Source organism: Streptosporangium becharense (genome assembly GCF_014204985.1).
Taxonomy (GTDB): domain Bacteria; phylum Actinomycetota; class Actinomycetes; order Streptosporangiales; family Streptosporangiaceae; genus Streptosporangium; species Streptosporangium becharense.
The window spans coordinates 7,294,039-7,317,090 of record NZ_JACHMP010000001.1; the positions used below are offsets into that span (position 1 = coordinate 7,294,039).

The window sequence follows — 23,052 nt, forward strand, 5'->3', positions numbered from 1 at the left end:
CCGCTCACCCGCCGACGGGGGACGCCCGGCGCAGGCCGAACTCGTCCCAGCCGCGGCGCTCGGCGTACTCGTTGTAGACCCCGCCGCACCGCGTCCGCAGCGGGCAGCCGTCGCACGGCGGCCCGTAGGAGCGCATCTCGGAGTCCATGAACGCGTCGTAGTCGTCGAGGACGTTGCCCTGGTACATCATCCGGATCGAGCGCGTCCCGTCCTCGATGGCCAGCTCCTCGTGCGGGGTGACCACGCACAGCGGGAAGCCCTCCAGCGTCAGCCGCGCCGGTGAGGCGAGCATCATCTCGATCACCGGAAGCAGGTGCCTGCGCGTCTCGGCGACGGTGGGCGCCTGCAGGTCGAGGGCGAAGAAGCCGCTGCCCACCGGGTGGAGGTTGGAGATGTTGACGTGGTCGACGCCCAGGTCGACGCAGAGGCGGCAGATGTCCATCAGCCGCTCCATGTTCATGCGGGTGATGACGGTGTTGGTCCGCACGGCGACACCCGAGTGCTTGGCGTTGCGGATGCCCTGGACGGTCTCGTCGAAGCCGCCCGGCGTCTGGGTCAGGCAGTCCTGGACGACCGCGGTGGAGCCGTGCAGCGAGACCACGAACAGCTCCACCCCGTGCTCGGCGAGGCGCCGGGTGAACTCGGCGTCCCTCAGCCGGCGCGCGTTGGTCTGGATCTCCACCCGCGGGTACTCCAGCAGCCGGATCATGCGCAGCAGGTCGAACAGTCGGGGATGGATCGTCGGTTCCCCGCCGTGCAGGTTCACCGACGTGTAGCCCTGCCCGGCGTTCTCGGCGAGGAAGCGGATCAGGTCCTCGTAGACCACGCTGTCGGACTTCGCCAGCGGCGACCCCACGACGCAGAAGCCGCACTTCTCGTTGCACAGGTCGGTCACGTGCATGCTGAGCTGTTTCAAGTGCACCTCACACCAGGCCCAGGCGGCTCGCCGCCGAGGTGAACACCTCGGGGGTGCCGGGATGATCGGTCAGCGTCTCCAGGTACGAGGCCCGGTTGCCCGCCAGCCCCTCCTGGACCCCCCGGTCGTACAGCACCCCGTGCAGCGCCGACAGCACGGCCGGCTCGTCCAGCAGCTCGGCGTGGGCGAACGTCGACAGGTAGGGGTTCCCCGCCGCGACGGGGTCGAGGAAGCTGTGGAACCCCAGCGGCCACATCCGGAACGGATACATGGGCAGGGTCCGCGACAGCCAGGAGCGCACGTCCTCCGACAGGCCGGAGAGCTCCGCCTCGACCCGGTCGATGTCGGGCTTGTCCGGCACGTCGAACCGGTTGGTCAGCACCAGCCCCGGGATGTCGGACAGCACCGCCCTGGCCAGCGTGGTGGCGCCCAGGTTCAGCGTCAGGACCAGGTCCACCGAGCCCAGGAGCACGTTGAACCGGCTCGGCGAGCACGCCGGGATGACGTGGGCACGGTCGGCCAGCCCCGCCAGCACCGGTGGCACGCTGCCCACCAGCACGAACCTGGCGCTGGGCGGCAGCTGCCGCAGGTAGTGCACCAGCAGCTCGGGCACCTGGTCGGCGATCCGGTCGCCGTTCTCGTCGGCGTACCTGCCCTGCTGCCATCCGGCCACCGCGAGCAGCACCATCCGGTCCTCCGGCGCCATGCCGAACGTTTCACGCAGGTGGTGGCGGGTGCGGCGGCTGACGCGCTCGTTGCCCTCCCACAGGCGGAAGGGGTACACCTGCGGCCCGGAGTCCAGGTGGCACACCGGCACCGGACGCAGGTGCGTCGGCATCTCCATGATCCGCCGGTTGACGCTCATCGACTTGCCGTGGAAGACGTCCACCGCGAACTCGGTGTTCGCCCACTCCCAGATGTCGATCGGCATGATCGGCAGGCCGTACCTGTCGATGAACCACGGGTCCAGGCCGTAGCGCTTGGGGAACACGCCGCAGTAAGTGAAGTAGTCCGACAGCACGATCGCGTCGGGGCGGAAGTCGCGGACCGTCTCGTCCACGATCAGCGTGGCGAACCCGCCCATCGAGTTGTCGAGCACCACGTAGGGGAACCCGCTGCCGCGCAGCAGCTTCTCCGACATGGGCTCGATGACGAAGAAGCTCTCGATCCCGGCCGCCTGGAGCTGGCGGGCCAGCGACATGCCGATCAGCGTCTCGCCGTACCCGGCGCTGCTCATGGCGAAGAACAGCAGTCTCACGGGCCCACCGCCAGCAGGGAGGGCCCCTCGACGGACCGGCGGACGCCGAGCGGCGTCCCGACGTCCTGGAAGGAGCCGTCCGGGAACTCGACCGCGTGGACCCGCAGGCCGCGGCGGACCGCCAGGTCGAAGTAGTGGCCGAGCACCGGCTCACCCGCAGTGGTCCCGGCGGTCCCGGCGGTCCCTGTGGTGCCGGCGTCCCCGCTGTCCCCGGTGGTCTCGCGCAGTCCCTCGTGCAGCAGGTCCGCGAAGGCGTCCGTCCAGATCGCCGCCCCCCAGGTGTTCATGACCGGCGGGTCGGCCGGCTTGTCGAACACGCGGCGTACCCGGTCGCCGCGCGTCACCACCGGGCCGAGCCGGTGGGCGTCCCGGGTCGGGAAGACCGCCAGCGCCAGGTCCGCGCCGGTCTCCTCGTAGACGCCGCGCAGCCGGGTGAGCGCGTCGGACGGAGTGAAGATCGTGTCAGGCATGGCGAACACGACGTGGCGTCCCCTGGTCCAGCCGCGGGCCAGATCGAGCGCGCAGGCCAGGCCCCGCGCCTCCTCCTGGAAGAGATAGGCGACGTCGACGCCGAGGTGGCGGCCGTCCCCCAGGTAGCCGATCACCTCCAGCTTCCACGGGGCGACCACCAGGATCGCGCTGCCGACGCCCGCCCGCGCCAGCGACTCCAGGGCGTACTCGGCCACCGGACGCAGCCGGGCGCCGCCCTCGGCGGGCTCGTAGACGATGGGAAGAAGCTCCTTGGGGTAGCGCAGCGGGGACAGCCGGGTGCCGCGTCCCGCGGCGGGTACGAGTCCGACGAAGTCCGTGCTCGTCACATGCCGCTCCTTACTGGGTGGAGAGCGCCGGCCGGCGCCGGCGGGGGAGTGGCGGCCTGCTCACCGAACCGGACCAGCCGGATGGCGTCGATCAGCTCACGTTGGAACGGGTCGGCCGCGATCTCGCGCAGCCGGGCCCGCCCGTCGAGCGAGCGGAGCATCTTGTAGCAGAGGTCGCAGCCGTTGGTGAAGTTCGTCCCCTTGAACAGCTTGCGCACCGCCGGGGACGAGGCCACCATGCGGGCCACACCCTGGGGGCCGTACACGCGCAGGAACTGGTACTCGTAGTTCTTGTCGGCGTCGTCGAGGATCTCCCCGAACGAGCTGTCGTGCAGGTTGCCCAGGAAGTAGGCCAGATCGGAGAGCCGGACGTACGCTCCGGCCTTGCCGATGTGGCACGCCGACAGGTCGCCGTTCGGGTTGATCAGCGGGGTCTCCAGGTAGCAGGAGGCCGAGAAGTGCTCCGGGTCGGGGGGAAGGCCCACCTGGTGCGCCGTCTTGATGAACGGCGTGGGGATCACCCGGTCCACGTGCACCCGGACGCGGTCCTCGAAGCGCCGGTACAACCCGCGGATCTGCTCCTCCTCGTGGTCCTCGGCGATGGTGATGCAGAGGCTGATCTCCGGGATCTCCCGGGCGATCGCCCCCTCGATCACGTTGACGACATGCTGCGTGGGCACCCGCTCCTGGTGGTAGACGTCGGTGCTCAGGTAGAGCCGGGTGAGGCCGGGCAACTGCCCGAGGATCTTGTCCACCGTCGCGGGCGACCGCCCCCAGAAGCTGCTGGTGAACACCGAGATCCGTGGCCTGCCGGGGTGGCCGGCGGCGGCCCCGACCCCGGACTTGAGCATCCGGAATCGCTGGAAGGGCTCGCCGCCGGTGAAGATGACCTCCGGGATGCCGCTGTCGCACGCCTGCGCCACCCAGCGCCCGATCTCCTCCGCGGTCGGCTGGCGGTCACGCGTGGAGCCGGTGAAACCGCAGTGCCGGCAGCCCACGGTGCAGATCTCGGTGACGCTGACCAGTATCGAGTTGAAGTGCACGACACCCCCTGGAGCGTTTAGTAGTAGCCGCCGCCGCCCGGCTGCTGTTCGATAGGAGCCGTGTGCGCCTGCACCGCGGGCTTGAGCAGGCCGGCGCCGGCCAGCTCCTTGATCTGGTCGATGTGGTCGGCGCCGAGGTTGTACTCGGCGGCGACCGACTCGGGGTTGCTGAGCAGCTGCTCGGCGAACCCGGGATCCGACGCGGCGCGCTGCACGAGATCGCGGACGCGTGGTGACGACTCGGTCATGGTCCCTCCCATGGGACGGGTTCTGGTGGGCCTGTCGGGGGTGCCCACGTGGTCAACGTACGGACGGGACGCCCACCGAACCTCCGCCTGGCAGGCGTATTCCGCTTCCGTCGCGGCACGGAGAACCCGCCGTCGGTCCGCCGATCACCGCGTCCCCGTGGCCTAGCCGCCCCGTGCGACGGCCTACGTCCGCTCCGCGCGACGGCCTATGTTCGCTGCGGGATGGCCTATCCCTGCTCCGGGACGGCGTATGTCCGCTCCGGGACGGCGTGAGCGGCCCGCGTCCCGGCGGAAGCCGTCCCCGGCGCGGCCGGTACGGCGCGGGCGGTGGCCCCACCGCGCCGCCGGATGCCCGTCGCGCGGGACGGGCGGCGCGGCGCGGCGTATGGTCTGGGCATGCTCAGGATCGCCGAGCTCGACGCCCTGCGACGGCAACCCGGGAGATCCGCCCTGCTCGTCGTCACCGACCGCTGCCCGGTCGGATGCTCGCACTGCTCGGTGGCCTCCCGCCCTGACGGCCCGCGCATCACCGACCTCGCGCTCTTCGAGGAGGTCGTCGAGGGACTCTGCGCGGACGAAACACTGCGGGTCGTCGGCGTCTCCGGCGGCGAGCCGTTCACCGAGCGGCGCGCGCTCTCCCACGCGGCCCGGCGGATCCACGGATCGGGGAAGGCGTTCGTCCCCTACACCAGCGGCTACTGGGGGGCCGGCGGGGATCCCCCGGCCTGGATCCGGTCGGTTCTGCAGCTGTCCGCCTGCGTCGTCCTGGGCACGGACGCCCACCACACCAGCCCGCCCGGCACCGTGGCCGCCGCCGCCCGCGCCGTCGCCGCCGAGGGGACGTGGCTGGTGGCGCAGGTGCTGGACGACCCGGCCCAGATCGGGGCCGCGGAGGATCTCCTCACCGGCGCGCTGGGCGGCGGCTGGCGCGATCTCGCCGAGATCCACGCGGTCCCCCCGCTGCCGTACGGCCGCGGCTCGGCCGTCTTCCCCGCCGCCGCCCGGGTGCCCGGCGCGCGGCTGGGGCGGTGTGCGATCGCGCGCACCCCGACGGTGCGCTACGACGGGCGGATCTCGGCCTGCTGCAACGAGAACGTCATCATGGGGGCGGGACCGCCCGGTCTGCACCGTGTCGCCCGTGACCGCGACGGGGTGCGCGAGGCCCTCGCCGCCTTCGCCGCGGACCCGTTCTTCACCGTGCTGGGCTCGCTCGGCACCGCGGCGCTGACCGCCCTGCCCCGCCACCGGGACCTCGCCGCCCGGGAATTCTCCGGGATCTGCGGGATCTGCTGGCACCTGCTGCGGCGCGTCGCGGGCGAGCGCGACCCGCTCCTGCGCGCGCTGGCGCTCCTCCCGCCGCCGGGGTCCGGCGCCGCCCGGCCCGGGGAGTCGGCGGAGACCTGGTAGCACTTCGTTTCAGCGAATGGCCCACCGGCGCTCCGGCACCCACCGAGTACCGGCTGACCACTCTTCCCGCCGACACCCCGCTTCGACGCCTGGCCGGCCTGGCGAAGATACGCCGGCGCATCGAGCACGACCACCGGGAGGTGAAGCACGGTCTGGGCTTGGACCACTTCGAGGGCCGCACCTGGCGCGGCCGGCACCACCACGTCACCCTCGTCACCGCCGCCCATGCCTTCCTCACGCTGCGACGCCTGGACGGACCGGCGCGTGCCCTACCTGCCACCGCGACGTTCCCGGCCCGACTCCGCCCCGCCGCGACGACCGCGCCGGGCCCGGTCGCGGACCTGATCGGTGCGCTCGGGAACGGTGTGCCCGATCCCGCGTCGTCGCAGCCAGGCCCGGATCGCCTTGGAGCTGTAGCCTTGTCGCCGACGAGGTGATCGGGACGCACCCGGGGCCGTCCATCACCGACCGGGGCAGCAACGGCCCCGGCGCCTGCCCTCGCGGTGGCTGCCGCCCTGCTCGACGTCGGGCAGTAGTGTCATCACCCGTCTGTGATGAAGTGGTCCGCCGCATCACGGACGGGTGATGACGAAGGGTCTTTTGGCCTTGCTTTCATTCGGTCGCCTGGTTGGCTCTTCGAGCTGTTCCTGTATGCTCTGCCGCGACCGGACGAGCTTGCGGTCGGCTCAGATTCTTTGATGGCCGACCGATGCCGGCCATGAGTTGCTGCTGCATTGGGCATTTGATTTAACGGAATTGGCCACCCAGGGGCCGTAAACCGTGGTGACGATACCGCTACTATTCTGGCAGAAGAGCAGGACCCGTGTCTGAGTCACTCCGGTACCGCTGCACATCGCCCAGCCGGTGCCGCCGCTGATGCCGATCTGCGCGCTAGTGCTGCAGGTCGCCGCCTGGGCGGGAGCGGTCGGTGACATTAGAGTTGTCGCGGCGGCGATCGCGGCCACCGCGGCCGCCGAAACGCCGAACTTCTTGATGCGGCCCATTAGTTATCTCCTTCGGCGTCGATGTTTGCTTTTTGATGGTAGTCACAGCTTTGGTGGATATCCATAGGGGATGGTATGCAATTCGAGTGAGCGGTTTACGGGCTGGCCGCGGGGCCGCAGATTGAAGTCCGGAACAGGGAAGAAGTCTGTCGGTGAGTGTTTGAGAAGATCAATTCGAGGACGGGACGAAGGTTGTCACCTGCCGGCGGGCGGCAGTGGCGCCACGGGTGATCCGGCGGGCCATGCCGCTGATCGCGGCCCAGCAGATCATGGCCTCCCGCATGGTGCTGGAGGGCGATCGGACGGTCGCGTTCGTGGCGCGGGGGTTCGACATCAACGCCAGCACCCTGGGCGGCCGGGTGAACCGACATCGGATCGCGAGCGCGCAGCAGGAGCGGCGCCCGGTCTCCGGGCCGGAGCGGGTGCGGATCCGGGAGGCGGAGCGGGAGAACGCCGAGCTGCGTTGATCGTCTGAATCTAAGGCCGTCTTCTTCGCGTCCGAGACTCGATGACGCTCGCCGAGTACGAGCTCCTCGACGCGGAGAAGGCGCATCACTCGATCGCGCGGAGGTGTGCTTGGCTGGCCCGGTCGGGCTGTTCGGCCAGGTTCCGCTGGTCGTGCGGGGCCTGAGGTCTGCAGTTCCCGGCAGTCTCCGCGCTCGGAGCCGCGACCGTGTTCTGGGAGTCCTCCGATGAAGGGCACTGTCGTTGACCGGATCCGTCCGCTCCCCGTCGCGATCAAGCCTTCTGTGGTGCGGCGGAGCCTGCGAGGGTGAACTTCATGAGCCGAACCGCACTGATCGTCATCGACGTCCAAGAATCCTTCCGGGCCCTCCCGAACTGGCCGGCCGTGAACCGCCCCGACATCGCCGAGCGGGTCGCCCGCCTGGTTCGCGCGGCACGAGACAGGGGCGACTTGGTGGTCTGGGTGCTGCATGCAGAACCGGGCTCCGCCGGCGTCTTCGATCCAGCCAACGGCTACGTCCGGCTGATCGATGGTCTCGAGCCGGGTCCGGAGGAACCCGTGGTCACGAAGGCTTCCCACAATGCCTTCACCACAACGAATCTGCAGCAAGTCCTCACCCGGCACGGTGTCACCGAGCTGGTGATCAGCGGCATTCGCACCGAGCAGTGCTGCGAGACGACCGCTCGGATCGCCTCCGACCTCGGCTACGACGTCGTGTTCGTCACCGATGCGACCGCGACCACTCCGCTGCCGCATTGGACGGTGCCGCTCGATACGCCGCTGGAGCAGGTCCTGGCCGATCCGCGAACCCTCAGCCCCGAGGTCGTGACCGAGCGGACCGAGTATGCCCTGGCGCGCCGGTTCGCCACCATTCGGACCCTTGACGACCTGGCCGCCGAGCCCATGCCATCCTGACTGGATAATGACCGTTCACGTCGCGTTCCTGCTGGTTGCGAACCTGCACCTTCTGGATCTGGCCGGGCCGGCACAGGTCTTCTCCACCGCGAACGACCTCGGCTACGGATACCGGCTGAGCTATGTGGCCGAGACCGAGACGATCCTGACCGCTCAGGGCATCCCGGTGCGGGCACAGGTCCGCTGGCCGGACCTCGGCCCGAAGGACCTGGTCGTGGTGCCGGGGTGGAGCCGGTCGCGACCACGACAGGTTCCGGCGATCGGACCGGAGACCGCGCGGCGACTGCGCTGCCACCACGCGGACGGAGGGTCGGTGGCGAGCGTGTGCTCGGGGGCGGACGCGCTGGGAGCGGCCGGACTGCTCGATGGTCGCCGCTTCACCACTCACCATGACTTGGCCGGTGAGCTCACGGTGCGCTACCCGCGGGCGAAGATCGTGCGAGATGTCCTGTACGTCACCGACGACCGGGTGATCACGTCCGCGGGAATCGCCAGCGGCATCGACCTCGCGCTGCACCTTGTCGCCGGGGACCACGGTCCCGCAGCGGCCGCGCGCGTGGCGCGGGAAATGGTCGTCTACGCACGCCGGAACGGCCACGAACCGCAGGAGAGTGTGATGCTGCGGCATCGGGACCATCTCAGCGATCTCTCCCATCGGGTGCAGGACGTCATCGACGAGCGCTACGCCGACCGTCTCCCGCTCGGCGACCTCGCTCGCCGGGCCGGCGTCAGCGAGCGGACCCTCACCAGGGCCTTCACCGCCGCGACCGGGCTCACCCCGCTCCGGTACCAGCAACTTCTCCGGCTTGAAAGGGCCGAACACCTGATCGGCCACGGCACGACGGTCGAAGCGGCTGCACGAGCCGTCGGCTTTGACGACGCCCGCATGCTCCGACGCCTCCGCTCGCGTGCGGGGAAACCGGCTGAAGGGTAGGCCCGGGTCCACCCGCTCTTGCTCAGTCCTCATTCTTCCCGGACGCTTTTCGGGCACGACGTGTACGACATCCCGCACGTACCGCGGGTCAGCGGGTTGTCGACGCTCCGACAGTCATCGGATTGACCTTCAGGGCGGAGCGGTCGAGCGGCATCCGGAGCGGTCCCGGAGCGGGCCACGGCTCGGGCGCGGGCGGGCGTCGGCCCCGCCCCGGTGGAGTCGGTCCCGTCGGCCGCCCCCGGCGGGGCGGAGCGGCGCGTGCCCTGCGGCTGCTCCGCCTGCGCGCAGCCGTCAGCCGAACAGGGCCCGGCGTAGCGCGACCACCCGCTCGGCGGCGGCCCGGCGGCTGATCTCCGCCTGCGGGAACAGCCCGTCGAAGCCGTGGAACGCCCCGGGGTAGAGGTGGAACTCGGTGGAGACACCGGCCTGCACCAGCCGGAGGGCGTAGTCGGCGCACTCGTCCCGGAAGACCTCCAGCTCGCCGACGTCGATGTACGCGGGCGGCAGGCCGGACAGGTCGGTCGCCCTGGCCGGCGCCGCGTATGGGGAGACGTCGTCGCCGCCGCGCCGGTCGCCCAGCAACGCGGTCCAGCCGAGGATGTTCGCAGCCCGGTCCCACACGATCGCGTCGGTGAACTCGCGACTGGACGGGGTGGTGTTGCGGTCGTCCAGCATCGGGCAGACGAGCAGCTGGAACACCAGGGGCGGGCCGCCGCGATCGCGGGCCAGCAGCACGGTGCCGGCGGCGAGACCGCCTCCGGCGCTGAGCCCGCCCACCGCGAGGCGGTCCGGGGCGATGCCGAGGTCGGCGGCGTTCTTCGCGGTCCACACCAGGCCGGCGTAGCAGTCTTCCACCGGTGCCGGGTCCGGGTGCTCGGGCGCCAGGCGGTAGTCGACCGAGACGATCACACACCCCACCTTGAGGACGTGGTCGATGAGCCGGGGGTCCTCCATCTCGACCTCACCGAGGATCATCCCGCCGCCGTGGATCCAGTACAGGCCGGGGAGGGGCCCGTCCTGACCGGCGGGCCGGTAGATCCGCAGCCGGACGTCCGGGTCGCCGTCCGGCCCGGGTACGGTCCGGTCCTCGATCGTGACCCGCTCGTCCGCCACGAGCGGGGCCATCGCCGCGCGCGTCGCGCTGTGCTGGACGCGGACGCCGGGCAGGTCCTCCAGCCGGAGGGCTCCGAAGTCCATGAACGGCAGCGGCGTCGCCTCCAGGGCGGCGGCCAGGCCGGGGTCCAGGTTGGGATGATGTGCCATGTCACTCCTCGTCGGGAGACGGTGGTGCGGTCGGGAGGGGCCCAGGAGGGGTGGTGCCCGGAAACCGGGGGACAACCGTTCACGCGCACGTTCTCCTGCACAGATCATCCGTGAGTCGTACGCCGCCCACAACCGCGACATGGCCGCGATGAGCGGGTCTCCCCCCGCCGGACGGCGGCCGATCCGGGTGCCGGAGGCCACCGTCTCGCCGCGTCACGGTGATCGGCTGAACGTCGGCACGACCCCGGCGGCGGACATCGTCCGCCCGCCGCCGCCCTGCGCGCGTGAGGATTCGCCCGCCGCTGAAATCAGCGGTTCCGGACGTCCATCTATTATCAGATATTTTTTTCGCCGCTGTTTTCGCCGTCCGGCTAATGATGAATTGACACCTTATTTCGGGCTACGCGATGATCAATGAATGTTTCCCCGGGCAGGCGTCGTCACGACAGGCGTAATCGTCATCGCTCTGGTCAGCGCCTGCAACGGCGGTGGTACCGCCGCAGAGCGGGTCTCGCTCGAAGAGCGCACGTCCTCCACGGTGTCCCCAACGGTGTCCCCGGCGGGGTCTCCGGTGGTGTCCCCACCGGGGTCGCCGACGACGGTTCCCTCAGGGTTCCCGTCGTCGCCGTTCCCGTCCGTGCCGTCCGTGCCGTCCGTGCCGTCCGCCACGTCCACCTGGCGGTCGCCCGCCCCGACGCCGGTGCCGACGATCCCCCTGGCGACGTCCCTCACCTCGCCCATGGCGACCTCCCGGCCCCTGCCGGTGACCGGTCCGCCGCGCTTCTTCGTCACCGCGGGGACTCCGGGCTCCCACCTGCCGAAGGGCTCGAAGGACCCGGACTACTACATCCCGGTGCGGCCCGCCGTGCACGACGCCGCGACCGGGAAGCTCCTGGCGACCATCCCGCTGCCGCGGGGAGTGCTGTCCGCGTGGCACGTGCTGGCCGCGGCACCCGACAACCGCACCTTCCTACTGTGCGGGTGGACCGGGCCGGATTCCCCCATGCGGCTCTTCCGGGTCACCCTCGCCGACGACGGCCGGCCGGACGACCCGGTGCTCGTCCCCGGCCTCGGAATCAGGCCGCACGAACTCGTGGTCGCCCTCGCGCTGAGCGGGGACGCCACCAGGCTCGCCTACTCGACCTTCGGCTCGGGTGGGGTGAGGGTCTCCGTCGCCGATCTCGCCAACGGGCAGCGCCGCGACTGGAGCGCGGCAGGGGGCATGAGGGTGAGCGGCCTGTCCTGGTCCCCGGACGGCCGGCGGATCGCGCTGGCGATGAACCGCGGGGGCATCGGTGTCCTCGACCTGGCGCAACAGGGAACCGACCTGATGGCCGCCACCCGCGTCGTCAAACCGCACGGCGTCCTGCCGCCGCTGGGGTCGGTGGCCCACACCCCCGACGGCGCCGCCCTGGTCTACTCATCCGGTCATGTGATAGAGCGCATCCCGGTCGGCGGCGGGGAGCCGCAGGTCCTCGCCCGTCCGGAGTTGCCGCCCGGCGCCTCACTCGACCTGCGCTTCAGCCTCGACGGAACCGGGCGGCACCTGCTCTACGTGCACGGATGGAAGAGCTTCCGGGCCGACCTGTCCGACGGCTCGACCGCGTCGATGCCGATCGAGGCCGACGGGCACTCCCGCAAGGGCGGCTCCCCGCGCGCCGCCTGGTGACGACCCGGCGCCCGGGCGGGCGTGACCGTCACCGGCCGGGACATGCCCGTGCGCCTCGCGCGGGGAGTCCGGCCCGGTGTCACCAACCGGCGGTGACGTGGACGTCGTCGAAGGAGGCGGTGGCGTTGTAGGTAGCCACCGTGATCTTCCCGCCGGTGTGGCCGCCGTCGACGGCGGTCGGTTCCTGAACGCCGTCGACCGCGAACGTGAGGGCGTCGCCGGCGGGTGAACCCGTCGACGTGAAGGTCCGCCACCGCATCGACCTGCACCCCGAACAGCAGTACGTCTCCCTCGTCCTGGGTCACGGCGAGCCGGTCTCGGCCGGGACGAAGTGGCAGGCGGCCCGGTGGCGCCGGCCGTCGGCACCGGCGGCCGGGTCGACCTCGACGCAGATCTGCCGCGACTCGTCGACGAGCGGGCCGACCGGGCAGATCGTGCGGTAGCGGCAGCCCGACGGCGGGTGCAGCGGGTCCGGCGGCTCGCCCTCGGCACCCTGCTCACCGTCGAGGCCGGTGAGCGTGGCCGCCTCGATCAGCGCGCGTGTGTACGGATGCTGCGGAGCGGCCAGCAGCGTGGCGGTCGGCGCCCGCTCGACGATCCGCCCGAGCTGCATGACCGCGATCTCGGTGCAGAGGTAGCGGACGACCGCGAGATCGTGGGAGATCACCAGCAGTCCCAGACCGGTCTCGGTGCGCAGCCGCCGCAACAGGTTGAGCACCGAGCCCTGCACCGAGACGTCGAGCGCCGCCGTCACCTCGTCGGCGACGATCACGTCCGGACGGGTTGCGAGCGCGCGCGCGAGGGCGACGCGCTGGCGCTGCCCCCCGGAGAGCGCACCCGGCCTGACCAGCGCGTGGGCGGGGTCGAGTGCGACCTGCTCCAGCAGCCGCGCGACCTCTGCGGCGCGTTCCCGGCGGCCGAGCCGGCGACCTGCCGCCGCCGCCTCCCCGATGGCCTCGCCGACGGTCATCCGCGGGTTCAACGACGCGCGAGGGTCCTGGAAGACGAGCTGCACACGCCGCCGCAGCTCCTTCAGGTGGCGTCCGTGAGCCCCGGCGTAGTCGCGACCGTCGAACAGCACCTGGCCGCCGGCGACCGGTGTGAGGCCGACGATCGCCCGCGCGCAGGTCGACTTGCCGGAGCCCGACTCGCCGACCAGCCCGAGCGCGCCTCCCGGTGGCAGATCGAGCGTGACGCCGTCGACGGCCGTCATCGCCACATGGCCGCTGCCGACCCGCACGCGGAGGTCACGCACCGACAGTCCGTTCACCGCTTCATCTCCTGTTCCGGCACCGGCAACGCGGTGCCCTGTGGATGCCAGCAAGCGACGCGCCGTCCCTCGCCCAGCGTCTCCAGCAGCGGCAGCCGCTCACGGCAGCGGTCGCTCGCATGCGCGCAGCGGGGTGCGAACGGACAGCCGTCGGGGACGGCGTCAAGCGCCGGCTGGCGTCCGGGGATCGTCGCCAGCGGGCGGTCCAGGTCGGCGTCGAGCGTCGGCGTCGCCGCCAGCAGTGCCCTGGTGTAGGGGTGCGCCGCGTCCGCGTGCATGCGGTCGGCGGCGAGCTCCTCGACGACGCGGCCCGCGTACATCACGAGCACGCGCTCGCAGAAGGCCGAGATCACCGAGATGTCGTGCGAGATCAGGACCACGGCTGTGCCGTGTTCGGCGTTGACGCGACGCAGCACGCGCAGCACCTGACGCTGGACGGTGACATCGAGCGCCGTCGTCGGCTCGTCGGCGACGATCAGGCTCGGGTGTGTCGTCAGGCCCATCGCGATCGTGACGCGCTGCCGCATTCCGCCGGACAGCTCGTGCGGGTGCTGCCTCATCCGCCGGGCGGCGCCGGGGATCCGCAGCTCGCGCAGCTGCTCGACGGCGCGCACGCGCGCCTGCTCGCGCGTCACCCCCAGGTGCACCTCCGCCGCCTCGCCCACCTGCCGTTCGATGCGCAGGACCGGGTTGAGCGAGCTGAGCGGGTCCTGGAAGACCATGGCCAGCGACGTCACCAGCAGCCGTCGCCGTTCGCGCTCGGGCATCTCGCGCAGGTCCCGTCCGTGAAGCGCCAACCTTTCGGCCTGTACGGTCCCCGGCGGTTCGATGAGATCGGCGATCGCGAGCGCCGTGAGGCTCTTGCCCGATCCCGACTCGCCGACGATCCCGACGCGCTCGCCGGCGCCGACGGAGAAGCTGACGTCGCGGACGGGCGTGAGCGTGCCGCCGTCCCGCTCGAAGGCGACCGAGAGACCGTCGACCTGGAGGACGGTGTCGGAACCGGCCGCGGACGGGCTGCTCGCAGGGACGGCGGAGGAGACGGCCGCCGGGCGGGGACGACCGCGCCGGGACCTGCGGGCCGGTCGGACCGTCTCGCCCGCCAGCGCGCCGGCGAACGCGTCGCCGGTGACGTTGAAGGCGATGCCGGCGATGATGATCGCGATTCCGGGCCCGAGCGCCGCCGCCGGCGTCACGTAGATGCGATCCAGGCCGGCGTTGAGCAGCGCACCCCAGTCGTACTGCGGCTCCTGCACGCCGAGGCCGAGGAAGCTCAGCGCCGACAGCGCCAGCAACGCCCCGCCGATCGTCATCGCCACCTGCAGCACCAGCGCGGGCGCGATGTTGGGCAGGACGTGGCGGGCCATCAGCCGCGGCAGCGAGATCCCCGTCATGCGGGCGGCGGCGACGTACTCGGAGCCGGCGACCTGCGCCGCGAGCGTCTGCGTCAGGCGCGCGAAGGCGGGGGCGATCGCGACCGCCAGCCCTACTACCGCGCCTGTCGCGCCGACGCCGACGATCGTCGCGACCAGCAACGCCAGCAGCAGCCCGGGCAACGCCAGCAGCAGGCCGATCGCGCTGCCGGCGAGCTTGCCCAGATGTGAGCCGAGCATGGTGGGCAGGAGCCCCAGCAGCAGCCCGAGCCCGCAGCCGAGCCCGGCCGTCAGCAGCGCGAGCACGAGGGAAAGGCGGGTCGCGACCAGCACACGCGCGAGCATGTCGCGGCCGAGGTCGTCGGTCCCGAACGGGTGCTCCCACGACGCCCCTTCGCCGAGCGCCTCCAGGTCGACCGCTTCCGCGCGGTCGCCCCAGACGGTCGGCCCCACGAGCGCGAGCACCAGCAGCAGCCCGAAGACGGCGAGCACCGCCACGTGGGTCGGCGAGAGCCGCATGCGTCCCATCTCAGCTCTCCCTGATCAGCGAGCGCGGGTCCAACCGTGCCAGCAGCATGTCGACGACGAAGTTGACGAGCAGCACGATCGTGCCGAGCAGCAGCGCGACCGCCTGCACCAGCGGGTAGTTCTTCTGCGGGATCGCCTCGACGATCGCGGTGCCCAGCCCCGGCCAGGAGAAGATGTTCTCGACGATCACCGTGCCCGCGACGAGGCCGGCGAGCAGCATGCCCCCGACGGTCAGCGTCGCGGTCAGCGTGTTGGGAAGCGCATGGCGCACGTACAGCAGCCGCCGCGGCAGCCGTTTGCTGCGGGCGACGCGCATGTACTCCTGGTCGAGCACCTTCAGCGTCTCGACCCGTGTGATCCGGGCGAGAACCGCGATCGGCACCGCGCTGATGGCCACCAGCGGCAGCACGTACGCCGTCCAGTCGCTTGAGCCGGTGACCGGCAGCCAGTCGAGCGTGACGGCGAACAGCGCGACGAGCGCGGTCGCCATCAGGTACTCCGGCACCGACACGACGAATCCCGTCGTCAGCGAGAACGACTTCTCGATGCCCGGCCGGCGTCCGCCGCGTGTCAGCACGGCGATCGCCATCCCGAGCGGTACGGCGACCAGCAGCGTCACGACGAAGGCGACCAGCGCGAGCCGCAGCGTCATCGGGAAACGGTCGGCGATCACCTCAGCGACGGGCTGGCCGCTGGTGAACGAGCGGCCGAAGTCACCCCTCACAAGCCCTTCGACGTAGTACCGGTACTGCTGCAGCACCGGTTCGTCGAGGTGCAGCGCGGCGCGGCGCTCCTGCACGAGCGAGGCCGGCGCGGTCGGGCCGAGTGAGGCGCGCACCGGGTCGCCGGGAACGAGCTGGGTGATCAGGAACGTGATGGTCACCAGCGCCGCGAGCGAGACGGCGAAGGCGGCGGTACGGCGCAGCGCGAAGCGAAGCCAAGGATGCCGCATGTCAGTCCACATCCAGTGCCGCGGTCGCGGTCAGCTCGGCCTCGAGCGTCCGCGGCGGCGCGTCCGCAGGCGCGAGCGCGCGCAGCTCGCCGCCGGCGAACACGTGCGCCTGGTCGGCGGAGTGTGCGCCGCTCTCCCGCCGGTCGGGACTGATCGCCGACCACGAGCGGACGCCGTCGGGGCCGAGCCTCGTCAGCCGTAGCGACGGGCCGCCGAAGTAGGCCCGAGCGCGGCCGCTGCCGGGGTCGATGTCGGAGTACATCGCGACGCGCAGCGGCGCGACCAGCGGCAGGTCCTGTCCGGCGACGGGCCGGTGCGCGAGGAAGGCGGCGCCGCCGCCAGCCGCCTCACCGAAGCGCAGCACCTCCCCGAGCGCGGTGCCCAACCCGTGCGGCGTGCCGCGCATCCGCTCGGCCGCCGCGGCGAGCGCGCGGCGCAGCAACTCCTCCCGCGCCGGTGTGAGCGCCTCGCCGGCGAGGACGGCGGCCGTCAGCGCTGCTCCCTCTCCCGGCTCGGCCTGCAGCTCGCGCACCAGTTCGCGCCAGAGCAGCCACCCCAGCGCTCCCGGCGAGGCCGCGTGAGCGCGGCCGTCGAACGCCAGCAGCAACCGGGCGAAGGGGCGGTCGGCGACGTCGGGCGGGGTCGTGCGCAGCGCCTGCGAGAGTGCCCGCTGCCATGCGGCCGTCTCCGGCCAGAGGTCGTCGAGCGCGATCGCGACGGCGTCCGCGAGGCGCGCGTCGAAGGTGTTCGCCAGCAGTTCGACGGCGCGGTCACCGCGAGTGTTGGAGCGGCCGGGGCGGTCGTTGACGAGCACCGGAGGGTAGGCGGTGAGGTCGATCGCGGGGCGGGGGTGCGGGCCCGTCAGCGTGTCGGGGGCGGTGTTGCAGCTCTGCAGGAAGCCGGTCTCCGAGCCACGGTGCTGGACCAGTTCCTCGAGCGTGTGCCGTCCCTGCCAGGCGCTGGCGGCGTCGCCCGCGTCCAGCGGCACGCCGCGGTCGAGGTGCGCGGACCGCCGTGGCGCGTGGCCGGCGCGCACGTACCAGGCGTCACCGTGGACGTCGGCGGCGACGACGTTCTGCGGCAGGAACACGCACGGCTCGAACGCCGCCTTCAGCTCGTCGATGTCGCGTGCCCGGTACATCGCCAGGAGTTGCTCGTCGAGCCGCCAGAGGTGTTCGGCGTAGGTGGTGCTGACGGCGTAGGCACAGCCGTCCGCGCGCGCGATCACCGGCGTGCGGGTGCCGTTCAGCTCGACCGTCTCGACGACGAGTTCGAGCGGCTCGGCCCGTCCCGCCACCGTGATCCACTCGCTGCGCCGGTCGATCCGCCGCAGCTCGCCGTCGCAGCGCCACGCCAGCTCGTCGTGGGGCTCGACGCGGATCCGGTAGGCGTCCGAGACGGCCGGTCCGCCGGTCGTCAGCCCCCACGCGCAGTGCGCGCCGTGGCCGATGAGCGGCAGCAGGGTGCCGGCCGAGACGACCCCGGTGATCGACAGCTCGTCGGCGCGCGCGACGACCTCGTGGCCGGCGAACCCTCCGCGCGGCATGGCCGCCGCGATCCACGCCGGAGGGGGCACGAACTCCTCGAACAATCCGCCGAGCGGCAGGTGAGGGTCGCTCAGCAGATAGGTCACGCCGTCGGCGGTCCGCTGCGGGAGCAACGCCCAGGCGTTGGAACCGCGCTCCACCACGGGGGCGGACCCGATGCCGGCCGCGGCGAGAACGGCGCGGCCGTCCGCCGTCACCCAGTACTGCACGAGCGCCCGCATCGCGGCGATCGGGAGCGCCGGCTCCAACGGCGGCGCCCACGCCGGAACCTCGCCGGGATGGTCCCGCAGATAGCGGTCGATGCCGGCGACGAAGGCGGCGTAGCGTGCCCGCATGGCCGGTGAGGCGCGCGCGTAGTCGGCACGCGCCTGCGCGAGATAGCCCCAGCGGAGTGCCTCGGCGTCGCGCTCCAGCGCCGCCTCGCCGAGCACGCTCGACAGCTCGCCGCGCACCAGCTTGTACTGGCCGAGCAGCTCGTGCAGCAGGTCGGAGGCCTGTGCGTACCCGAGCCCGAAGAAGAGGTCGCGCTCCTCCGCCGCGCTGACGTACGCGACGCCCCACTCGTCGCGCTCCACGCGTACTGTGCCCTGGGAACTCATGTGATCTCCTCGAGAATGTCGACAGCCGCCTCGACGATCGCGCCGGGCGCGTCGAGGTGGACCATGTGCGAGGCGCCGTCCGCGACGACGAGCCGGCCGCGCGGCGCGGCCGACGCCAGCTCGGCGTGCAGCTCCCGCATCACCGGTGGCGCGGTGCCGGCGGTGAGGACGACAAGCGGCCCCGGCGGGGGCTCGCCGGTGCCGGCGAGCACGGCGAGCTGCTCACAGGAGCGCGGCAGTGCGGCGACCTCGTCGGCGAAGGCCCGCACCGACGCGACGCGGCCGTAGCCGGCGGCGCTCAGCTCGACGGCGCGCAGCGCCGCCGGCGTTAGCGGCCCGGCCAGCTCCGCGCGCGTCAGCGTCGCGCGCAGCCGCCCGAGCGGCACGCCCAGCCCGAGCGGGGCCAGCGCGGCCGCGACGGCGGCGCCGTGTCGCACCACCCGCTCCGCGACCTTCGTCGCGGGCGTCAGCGCCTCCCGCATCCGCTCGTGGGCCGGGTCGACGAGCACCATGCCCGCGACCGCGGACGGATCGGCGGCCGCGAACGCCCGCACGTGCAGGCCGCCGAACGAGTGACCGACGAGCACGTACGGCGGCGGCACGTCGAGCGCGTGCAGCAGTGCGCGCAACCGTGCCGCCGTCGCGGTCGAGCGGCGGTCGCAGCGGGCGCCGGGGCTCCAGCCGAAGCCGGGCCGGTCGTAGCGCACGACCGTCGCGCGACCGCGCAAGCCGTCGGCGACCTCCTCCCACTCCAGCTGCGACCCGCCGAGGCCGCACTCGATCACGATCGCCGGCCCGCGTCCCTCGGTGAGCGTGTGCAGCGCGACGCCGTCGGCCTCGACGATTCGGCCCGGAGCCGGGTGCCGCCGGCGGGCCGTCGCCTCGTACCGCCGCTGCGCGACGACACCGACACCGGCGCCGACACCGGCCACGGCGGTGGCCAGCGCCGCGACGGTCCATCCAGTGGCGGGAAAGCGCGTCACAGCTCAGCCCTGACGCATTCGGATGCTCGTCGGGATGATGTCGAACGCCGTCGTCTCGAACGTCGCGGTCTTCGCCGCCCACCAGCGCTCGTACAGCGCGACCATCGGGACCACGTCGGCCGCCTTGAACAGCGCGGCCTCGGCCGCGTTCCAGTTCTCACACGCCGCCTGCTGATCGGCCGTCGTGACCGCTTCGCCGACGAGCTTCAGGTAATCCGGATTGTCGACCGCGCCGTAGTTGATCCCCTGCGGCGGCACCGGGCCGCTCACCAGCGGGACGAACTGGGAGGGCACCGCGACGCTGATGCCGAGCAGCGGGACGACGTCCCAGTTGCCGCTCGCGAGCGCCTGGATCGTGACCTGGGCGTTGCCTCCGGCGATCTTGACGTCGGCACCGAGCTCACGCCACGCCTTCGCCACCAGTTCGGTCGCCGAGACGAACGTCGGGCCGAAGTCGGAGTTGCTGATCACATTCAGCTGCAGTCGTGTCCCGTCCTTCTCTCGCACGCCGTCGGCGCCCTTGGCCCAACCGGCGGCGTCGAGTGCGGCCGCCGCGGCGGCGGCGTCGAAGGCCGGGATCGCGGCGTTGACGCCGGGCACCGGGCAGGGTGTCGAGGCCTCGGGCACGACGCTCTGGCCGACGCGCCCGTCCGGCCCGGAGACGATCTTCGCCAGTTGCCCGCGGTCGACCGCCATCGTCAGCGCGCGCCGGACAGCCGGGTCGGCCGCCGGCCGCCCCTTCGCATGGTTGAACAGCATCTGCGTCAGGCCCGAGGCGTGTTTCTGCTCGGCGAGCCCGCGCTGCTCCAGCCGCTTGGCGTCAGCGCTGTTGACGCGCGCGCCGGACAGCTCTCCGGCGAGCAGCAGGTTGGCGATCGTGGTCGGGTTCGGCACCACTTTGATCACGACTGTCTCCGGCTGGCCGGGCTCGTCGTTGGTGGCGCCGTCGGGACCCCATCTGTAGTCCTTGCGGCGGGTCAGCGTGTAGTGGTCGCCGGAGACCGCTTCCTTCAGCACGTAGGGGCCGGTTCCGCTGGTGCCCCGCGAGAGGAGGCTGCGGTCGCGCAGACCCTCGCCGCAGACGATCGGAAGCGCCTGGATCGTGTAGGAGAGGAAGCTGACCGGCGCCTTGAAGCGGACCGTCACCGTGGCGCGGGCGTCGTCGGCGGTGACGGTGTAGTCACCGGTCGACATCGCTATCGGCAGCCGCGGCGACTGCATCTTCGGATCCTTCAGGGCGTTCAGGTTCTGCGCGATCGTCGTCGCGGTGACGGGGCTCCCGTCGGAGCAGGTGACGTCTTTGCGCAGCGTGAACTTCGCGACCGTCGGTGTGATCTCCCAACTGGTGGCGAGGTTGGAGACGACTTTGCCGTCGGGGGAGCTGTCGAGCAGGCTGTCGTAGGCGAACGCGAAGATCCGGTACGCGTTGTCGGTGACCGTTCTGGCCGGGTCGAGATCACCGGGATCGCCCGCGATCGCGTAGTGGAACGTGCCACCCGAGACGACGGGGCCGGACTCCTTCGCGCCGGCGCCGGCGCCGTCCGGGCCGGAGCCGCCGCAGCCGGTGGCGGCGGCGAAGGTCCCGGCGCAGGCCAGCAGGAGGAGGGACTTACGAGGACGCATCAGTTGCTCCATGAGAGGGGGGTGGGAACCTGCTGGGTGATGCAGTGCACGTTGCCGCCGCCCAGCAGCACCTCGCGGGCGGGGACGCCGATCACGTCGCGTCCGGGGAACAGGTCGCCGAGCTGCGCGAGCACCTGCTCGTCGTGGAGCGGATCGAGCAGCGGTACGACGACGCCACGGTTGGCGACGTAGAAGTTCACGTAGGAGCCGGGCATCCGCCGCCCGAGCCGCCACGGCTCGCCGTCGCCGCGCCGGTCGGTCCCGCGCGCCTCCTCCTCGCTGTAGTGCAACGGGCCGGGCAGCGGGACTTTGTGCACTTCGAGCGGGCGGCCGCGCGCGTCGGTCGCGCGCTCCAGCCGTTCGAGCGCGTCGCGGCTGATCGCGTGCTGCGGGTCCTGCTCGTCGTCGGTCCAGGTGAGGCAGACGACGCCGGGCCACGGGAAGTAGAGGCCGCCCTCCAGCCCGCCCCAGGCGTTGAAGATCCAATCGACGTCGCGGCGACCGCCTCTGCCGTCGACGACGAAGGTGGGCCCGGTGTCGCGGATCCAGGCGTCGTCGAAGCTGAGCTCGACGACGCGAACCGCCGCCGAGAGCGACGCACGCGCATGGCGGAACTGCGCTGCCGAGACCCCGACGGTGACCGGGTCGCCGGCGTCGGCGACCGCGTGGGCGACCAAGGCGAAGGCCGCCTGCGCGGGCTTGGCTCCCGCCCGCCAGTTGTCGGGCCGCTCGGGCCGCAGCATCCAACAGCCCTCGTGGGGCTCCCACTCGGCCGGCATGCGGAAGCCGTCGTCCGCCGGTGTTCCCGTCAGCGCAGGCATCGCGCTCCTCTTCCCACCACACACGCTCCTTTCGCCGAATGACCGATATATCGATCAGTTGCCGCAGCATACATGCGACAAGTCCTGGCAGGAAGATGAAAACTCGCGATTTGTGCTCAACATAATGCACACTATGTCGGTGACTAAAACCGCTCTCCCACAGTGCTCCGAGCGCCTCCGGAACACGCTCGCGACCCCGGCCGCCCGGCACACGGCAACCCATGCGGTGCCGTGCGTGACCTCTTCGCGCGCCGGCGTGATCAGGCCACGCGGCGCCTCGGTGCCGCCGGCCGCCGCCGTCGGCCGACGCCCCGGCGCGCGGGCCGCGCGCGGACGCTTCGACGCCGTCCTGCGGCGTGCCCCGCGTGAGCGCGCCGGGACCGCGCGATGAGCCGTACCCTGAGCACCATGACGGCAGGCCCCACCGCGACCTCCGGCGACGACGCGATCCGCACGATCGGCGACCGGCTGCGGCGGCTGCGCGAGCAACGCGGCTGGTCGGTCCGTGACGTCGCCCGCCGCAGCCGGCTGTCCGCCTCCTTCATCGGGCTCGTCGAACGGGGCGAGTCGGAGATCGCGGTCACCCGTCTGATGAGGCTCGCCGACGTCTACGCCGTGACCGTCGGTGACCTGCTCGGTGACCTGCAGGAGCTTCGCAGCCGGCACTGCGTCCCGCTCTCCGAGGCGCGTACGGTCGACGACGACGACGGGCGCGTCACCATCTCCTACCTGCCCGTCCCGACCAGGGGGCTGCAGCCCTTCCGGCTGCTGCTGCGACCGGGCGGAACGATGCGAGGACTCTCGCACGCGACCGAGGAGTTCCACCACTGCGTCGAGGGGGCCGCGATCGTGACGATCGACGGCGTACGACACGCGGTCGCCGCAGGCGACACGGTCTACGTACCGCCCCAGAAGGCGCACGCGTGGCACAACCCTCACGATGTCCCCTGCCTGATCGTCGGCGGCGTCGGACGTGACGGAACAGGGCTGTGACCGGCGATCGGTCCCGGGACGCGTCCGTGCGGCCGGGCCGACGCCGTGGCATCCGGCGCGCACATGCGAAGTGGGCGTCAGAAGCCTCGCTCCGATGACTGTGGTAGCCGGCCCACCCGACTTTCATGATCGTGTTTCCTCTCTCGCGGCGACGCCGGGCTTCGGGATCGTGCGGGGTGACGGTCCCGATCCCCGGCCGCGGTGACCGGGTCCGGCCGGTCGGACGACACCGCGGTGAAGGACCCGCGGGTGATGACTGCGCCGCGGGCTCGACGACCGGTGCGCGCTGAGTCCGGTGCGGGCCCGGACCTTCGCCGGGCAGGTGCCCGGCCGGCAGTCCGATGCGCGGCCGGCTGAGAAACGGACCGCGCGGCCCGGCCAAGAAACTGCCCAACAGTGAACATAGTGTTCGGCTGGTGTGA

The 23,052-nt window shown here is 71.9% G+C and carries 23 protein-coding genes and 1 pseudogene; 8 read left to right on the forward strand and 16 right to left on the reverse strand.

All coding sequences use genetic code 11. The annotated features are described in order from the left end of the window. Positions 1–4: 4 nt before the first annotated feature. From F4562_RS31510 to F4562_RS31530, 5 genes are read right to left on the reverse strand one after another with little or no spacing between them, the layout of a single operon-like run. A complete protein-coding gene (locus F4562_RS31510; RefSeq protein WP_184540352.1) occupies positions 5–916 on the reverse strand; it encodes a radical SAM protein in 912 nt (303 codons plus the stop codon). 7 nt (positions 917–923) lie between these two features. Next, positions 924–2,174 (reverse strand): DUF6365 family protein, encoded by a 1,251-nt coding sequence (locus F4562_RS31515; RefSeq protein ID WP_184540354.1) that lies wholly within the window; start codon positions 2,172–2,174, stop codon positions 924–926. Further along, positions 2,171–2,992, reverse strand: coding sequence for a sugar phosphate nucleotidyltransferase (locus tag F4562_RS31520; protein ID WP_184540356.1), 822 nt, complete (start codon positions 2,990–2,992; stop codon positions 2,171–2,173). The genes F4562_RS31515 and F4562_RS31520 overlap by 4 nt, the downstream gene beginning before the upstream one ends. Next, entirely contained in the window at positions 2,989–4,035 is a 1,047-nt protein-coding gene (locus F4562_RS31525; RefSeq protein ID WP_184540359.1) for a radical SAM family protein, read from the reverse strand. Before F4562_RS31525 ends, F4562_RS31520 begins: the two co-directional genes overlap by 4 nt. 17 nt (positions 4,036–4,052) lie before the next feature. Beyond that, entirely contained in the window at positions 4,053–4,283 is a 231-nt protein-coding gene (locus F4562_RS31530) for a hypothetical protein (protein ID WP_184540361.1), read from the reverse strand. A 396-nt stretch (positions 4,284–4,679) separates the two neighbouring features. On the opposite strand from F4562_RS31530, the gene F4562_RS31535 reads away from it, so the two are divergent. After that, positions 4,680–5,690: a radical SAM family protein gene (locus tag F4562_RS31535; RefSeq protein WP_184540362.1), complete on the forward strand. Its 1,011-nt coding sequence runs from the start codon at positions 4,680–4,682 to the stop codon at positions 5,688–5,690. A gap of 14 nt (positions 5,691–5,704) precedes the next feature. Continuing rightward, positions 5,705–5,986, forward strand: a pseudogene (locus tag F4562_RS31540) (transposase); the annotation flags it as partial. A gap of 390 nt (positions 5,987–6,376) precedes the next feature. Here the strand turns inward: F4562_RS31540 and F4562_RS31545 are convergent. After that, positions 6,377–6,694 carry a hypothetical protein gene (locus tag F4562_RS31545; protein ID WP_184540363.1) on the reverse strand — a complete coding sequence of 106 codons (318 nt, stop codon included), beginning with the start codon at positions 6,692–6,694 and terminating at the stop codon, positions 6,377–6,379. A gap of 242 nt (positions 6,695–6,936) precedes the next feature. On the opposite strand from F4562_RS31545, the gene F4562_RS31550 reads away from it, so the two are divergent. From F4562_RS31550 to F4562_RS31560, 3 genes are all read left to right on the forward strand, one after another. Next, positions 6,937–7,161: a hypothetical protein gene (locus tag F4562_RS31550; protein ID WP_184540364.1), complete on the forward strand. Its 225-nt coding sequence runs from the start codon at positions 6,937–6,939 to the stop codon at positions 7,159–7,161. Between the two features lie 314 nt (positions 7,162–7,475). After that, positions 7,476–8,075 carry a cysteine hydrolase family protein gene (locus F4562_RS31555; protein ID WP_184540772.1) on the forward strand — a complete coding sequence of 200 codons (600 nt, stop codon included), beginning with the start codon at positions 7,476–7,478 and terminating at the stop codon, positions 8,073–8,075. 7 nt (positions 8,076–8,082) lie between these two features. Beyond that, entirely contained in the window at positions 8,083–9,009 is a 927-nt protein-coding gene (locus F4562_RS31560) for a GlxA family transcriptional regulator (protein ID WP_184540365.1), read from the forward strand. 291 nt (positions 9,010–9,300) lie between these two features. Here F4562_RS31560 and F4562_RS31565 read toward each other — a convergent pair whose 3' ends face one another. Beyond that, positions 9,301–10,272: an alpha/beta hydrolase gene (locus tag F4562_RS31565; RefSeq protein WP_184540366.1), complete on the reverse strand. Its 972-nt coding sequence runs from the start codon at positions 10,270–10,272 to the stop codon at positions 9,301–9,303. Positions 10,273–10,683: 411 nt separating this feature from the next. Next, on the reverse strand, positions 10,684–11,013 hold the full coding sequence (locus tag F4562_RS31570; protein WP_184540367.1) for a hypothetical protein: 330 nt from the start codon (positions 11,011–11,013) through the stop codon (positions 10,684–10,686). Between F4562_RS31570 and F4562_RS31575 the strand changes: the two genes are divergently transcribed. Then, positions 11,012–11,941, forward strand: a complete 930-nt coding sequence (locus F4562_RS31575; RefSeq protein WP_184540368.1) for a beta-propeller domain-containing protein — start codon at positions 11,012–11,014, stop codon at positions 11,939–11,941. The genes F4562_RS31570 and F4562_RS31575 overlap by 2 nt on opposite strands. Before the next feature lie 79 nt (positions 11,942–12,020). Here F4562_RS31575 and F4562_RS31580 read toward each other — a convergent pair whose 3' ends face one another. From F4562_RS31580 to F4562_RS31615, 8 genes are read right to left on the reverse strand one after another with little or no spacing between them, the layout of a single operon-like run. Beyond that, positions 12,021–12,200, reverse strand: coding sequence for a hypothetical protein (locus F4562_RS31580; protein WP_184540370.1), 180 nt, complete (start codon positions 12,198–12,200; stop codon positions 12,021–12,023). A gap of 42 nt (positions 12,201–12,242) precedes the next feature. Next, positions 12,243–13,211: an oligopeptide/dipeptide ABC transporter ATP-binding protein gene (locus tag F4562_RS31585; RefSeq protein ID WP_221206578.1), complete on the reverse strand. Its 969-nt coding sequence runs from the start codon at positions 13,209–13,211 to the stop codon at positions 12,243–12,245. Further along, the gene (locus F4562_RS31590) at positions 13,208–15,112 is read right to left on the reverse strand and encodes a dipeptide/oligopeptide/nickel ABC transporter permease/ATP-binding protein (RefSeq protein WP_184540372.1); all 1,905 of its coding nucleotides are present in this window, start codon (positions 15,110–15,112) and stop codon (positions 13,208–13,210) included. The genes F4562_RS31585 and F4562_RS31590 overlap by 4 nt, the downstream gene beginning before the upstream one ends. A gap of 1 nt (position 15,113) precedes the next feature. Beyond that, on the reverse strand, positions 15,114–16,064 hold the full coding sequence (locus tag F4562_RS31595) for an ABC transporter permease (protein WP_221206580.1): 951 nt from the start codon (positions 16,062–16,064) through the stop codon (positions 15,114–15,116). 1 nt (position 16,065) lies between these two features. Further along, positions 16,066–18,210: a penicillin acylase family protein gene (locus tag F4562_RS31600; RefSeq protein WP_184540376.1), complete on the reverse strand. Its 2,145-nt coding sequence runs from the start codon at positions 18,208–18,210 to the stop codon at positions 16,066–16,068. Continuing rightward, on the reverse strand, positions 18,207–19,193 hold the full coding sequence (locus F4562_RS31605) for an alpha/beta fold hydrolase (RefSeq protein ID WP_184540378.1): 987 nt from the start codon (positions 19,191–19,193) through the stop codon (positions 18,207–18,209). The genes F4562_RS31600 and F4562_RS31605 overlap by 4 nt, the downstream gene beginning before the upstream one ends. 3 nt (positions 19,194–19,196) lie before the next feature. Beyond that, on the reverse strand, positions 19,197–20,816 hold the full coding sequence (locus F4562_RS31610; RefSeq protein ID WP_184540380.1) for an ABC transporter substrate-binding protein: 1,620 nt from the start codon (positions 20,814–20,816) through the stop codon (positions 19,197–19,199). Further along, positions 20,816–21,637, reverse strand: coding sequence for an agmatine deiminase family protein (locus tag F4562_RS31615; protein WP_184540382.1), 822 nt, complete (start codon positions 21,635–21,637; stop codon positions 20,816–20,818). Before F4562_RS31615 ends, F4562_RS31610 begins: the two co-directional genes overlap by 1 nt. A 235-nt stretch (positions 21,638–21,872) precedes the next feature. On the opposite strand from F4562_RS31615, the gene F4562_RS31620 reads away from it, so the two are divergent. Beyond that, on the forward strand, positions 21,873–22,028 hold the full coding sequence (locus F4562_RS31620; RefSeq protein WP_184854802.1) for a hypothetical protein: 156 nt from the start codon (positions 21,873–21,875) through the stop codon (positions 22,026–22,028). A gap of 17 nt (positions 22,029–22,045) precedes the next feature. Continuing rightward, positions 22,046–22,630 (forward strand): helix-turn-helix domain-containing protein, encoded by a 585-nt coding sequence (locus tag F4562_RS31625; RefSeq protein ID WP_184540384.1) that lies wholly within the window; start codon positions 22,046–22,048, stop codon positions 22,628–22,630. The last annotated feature ends 422 nt before the right edge of the window (positions 22,631–23,052 follow it).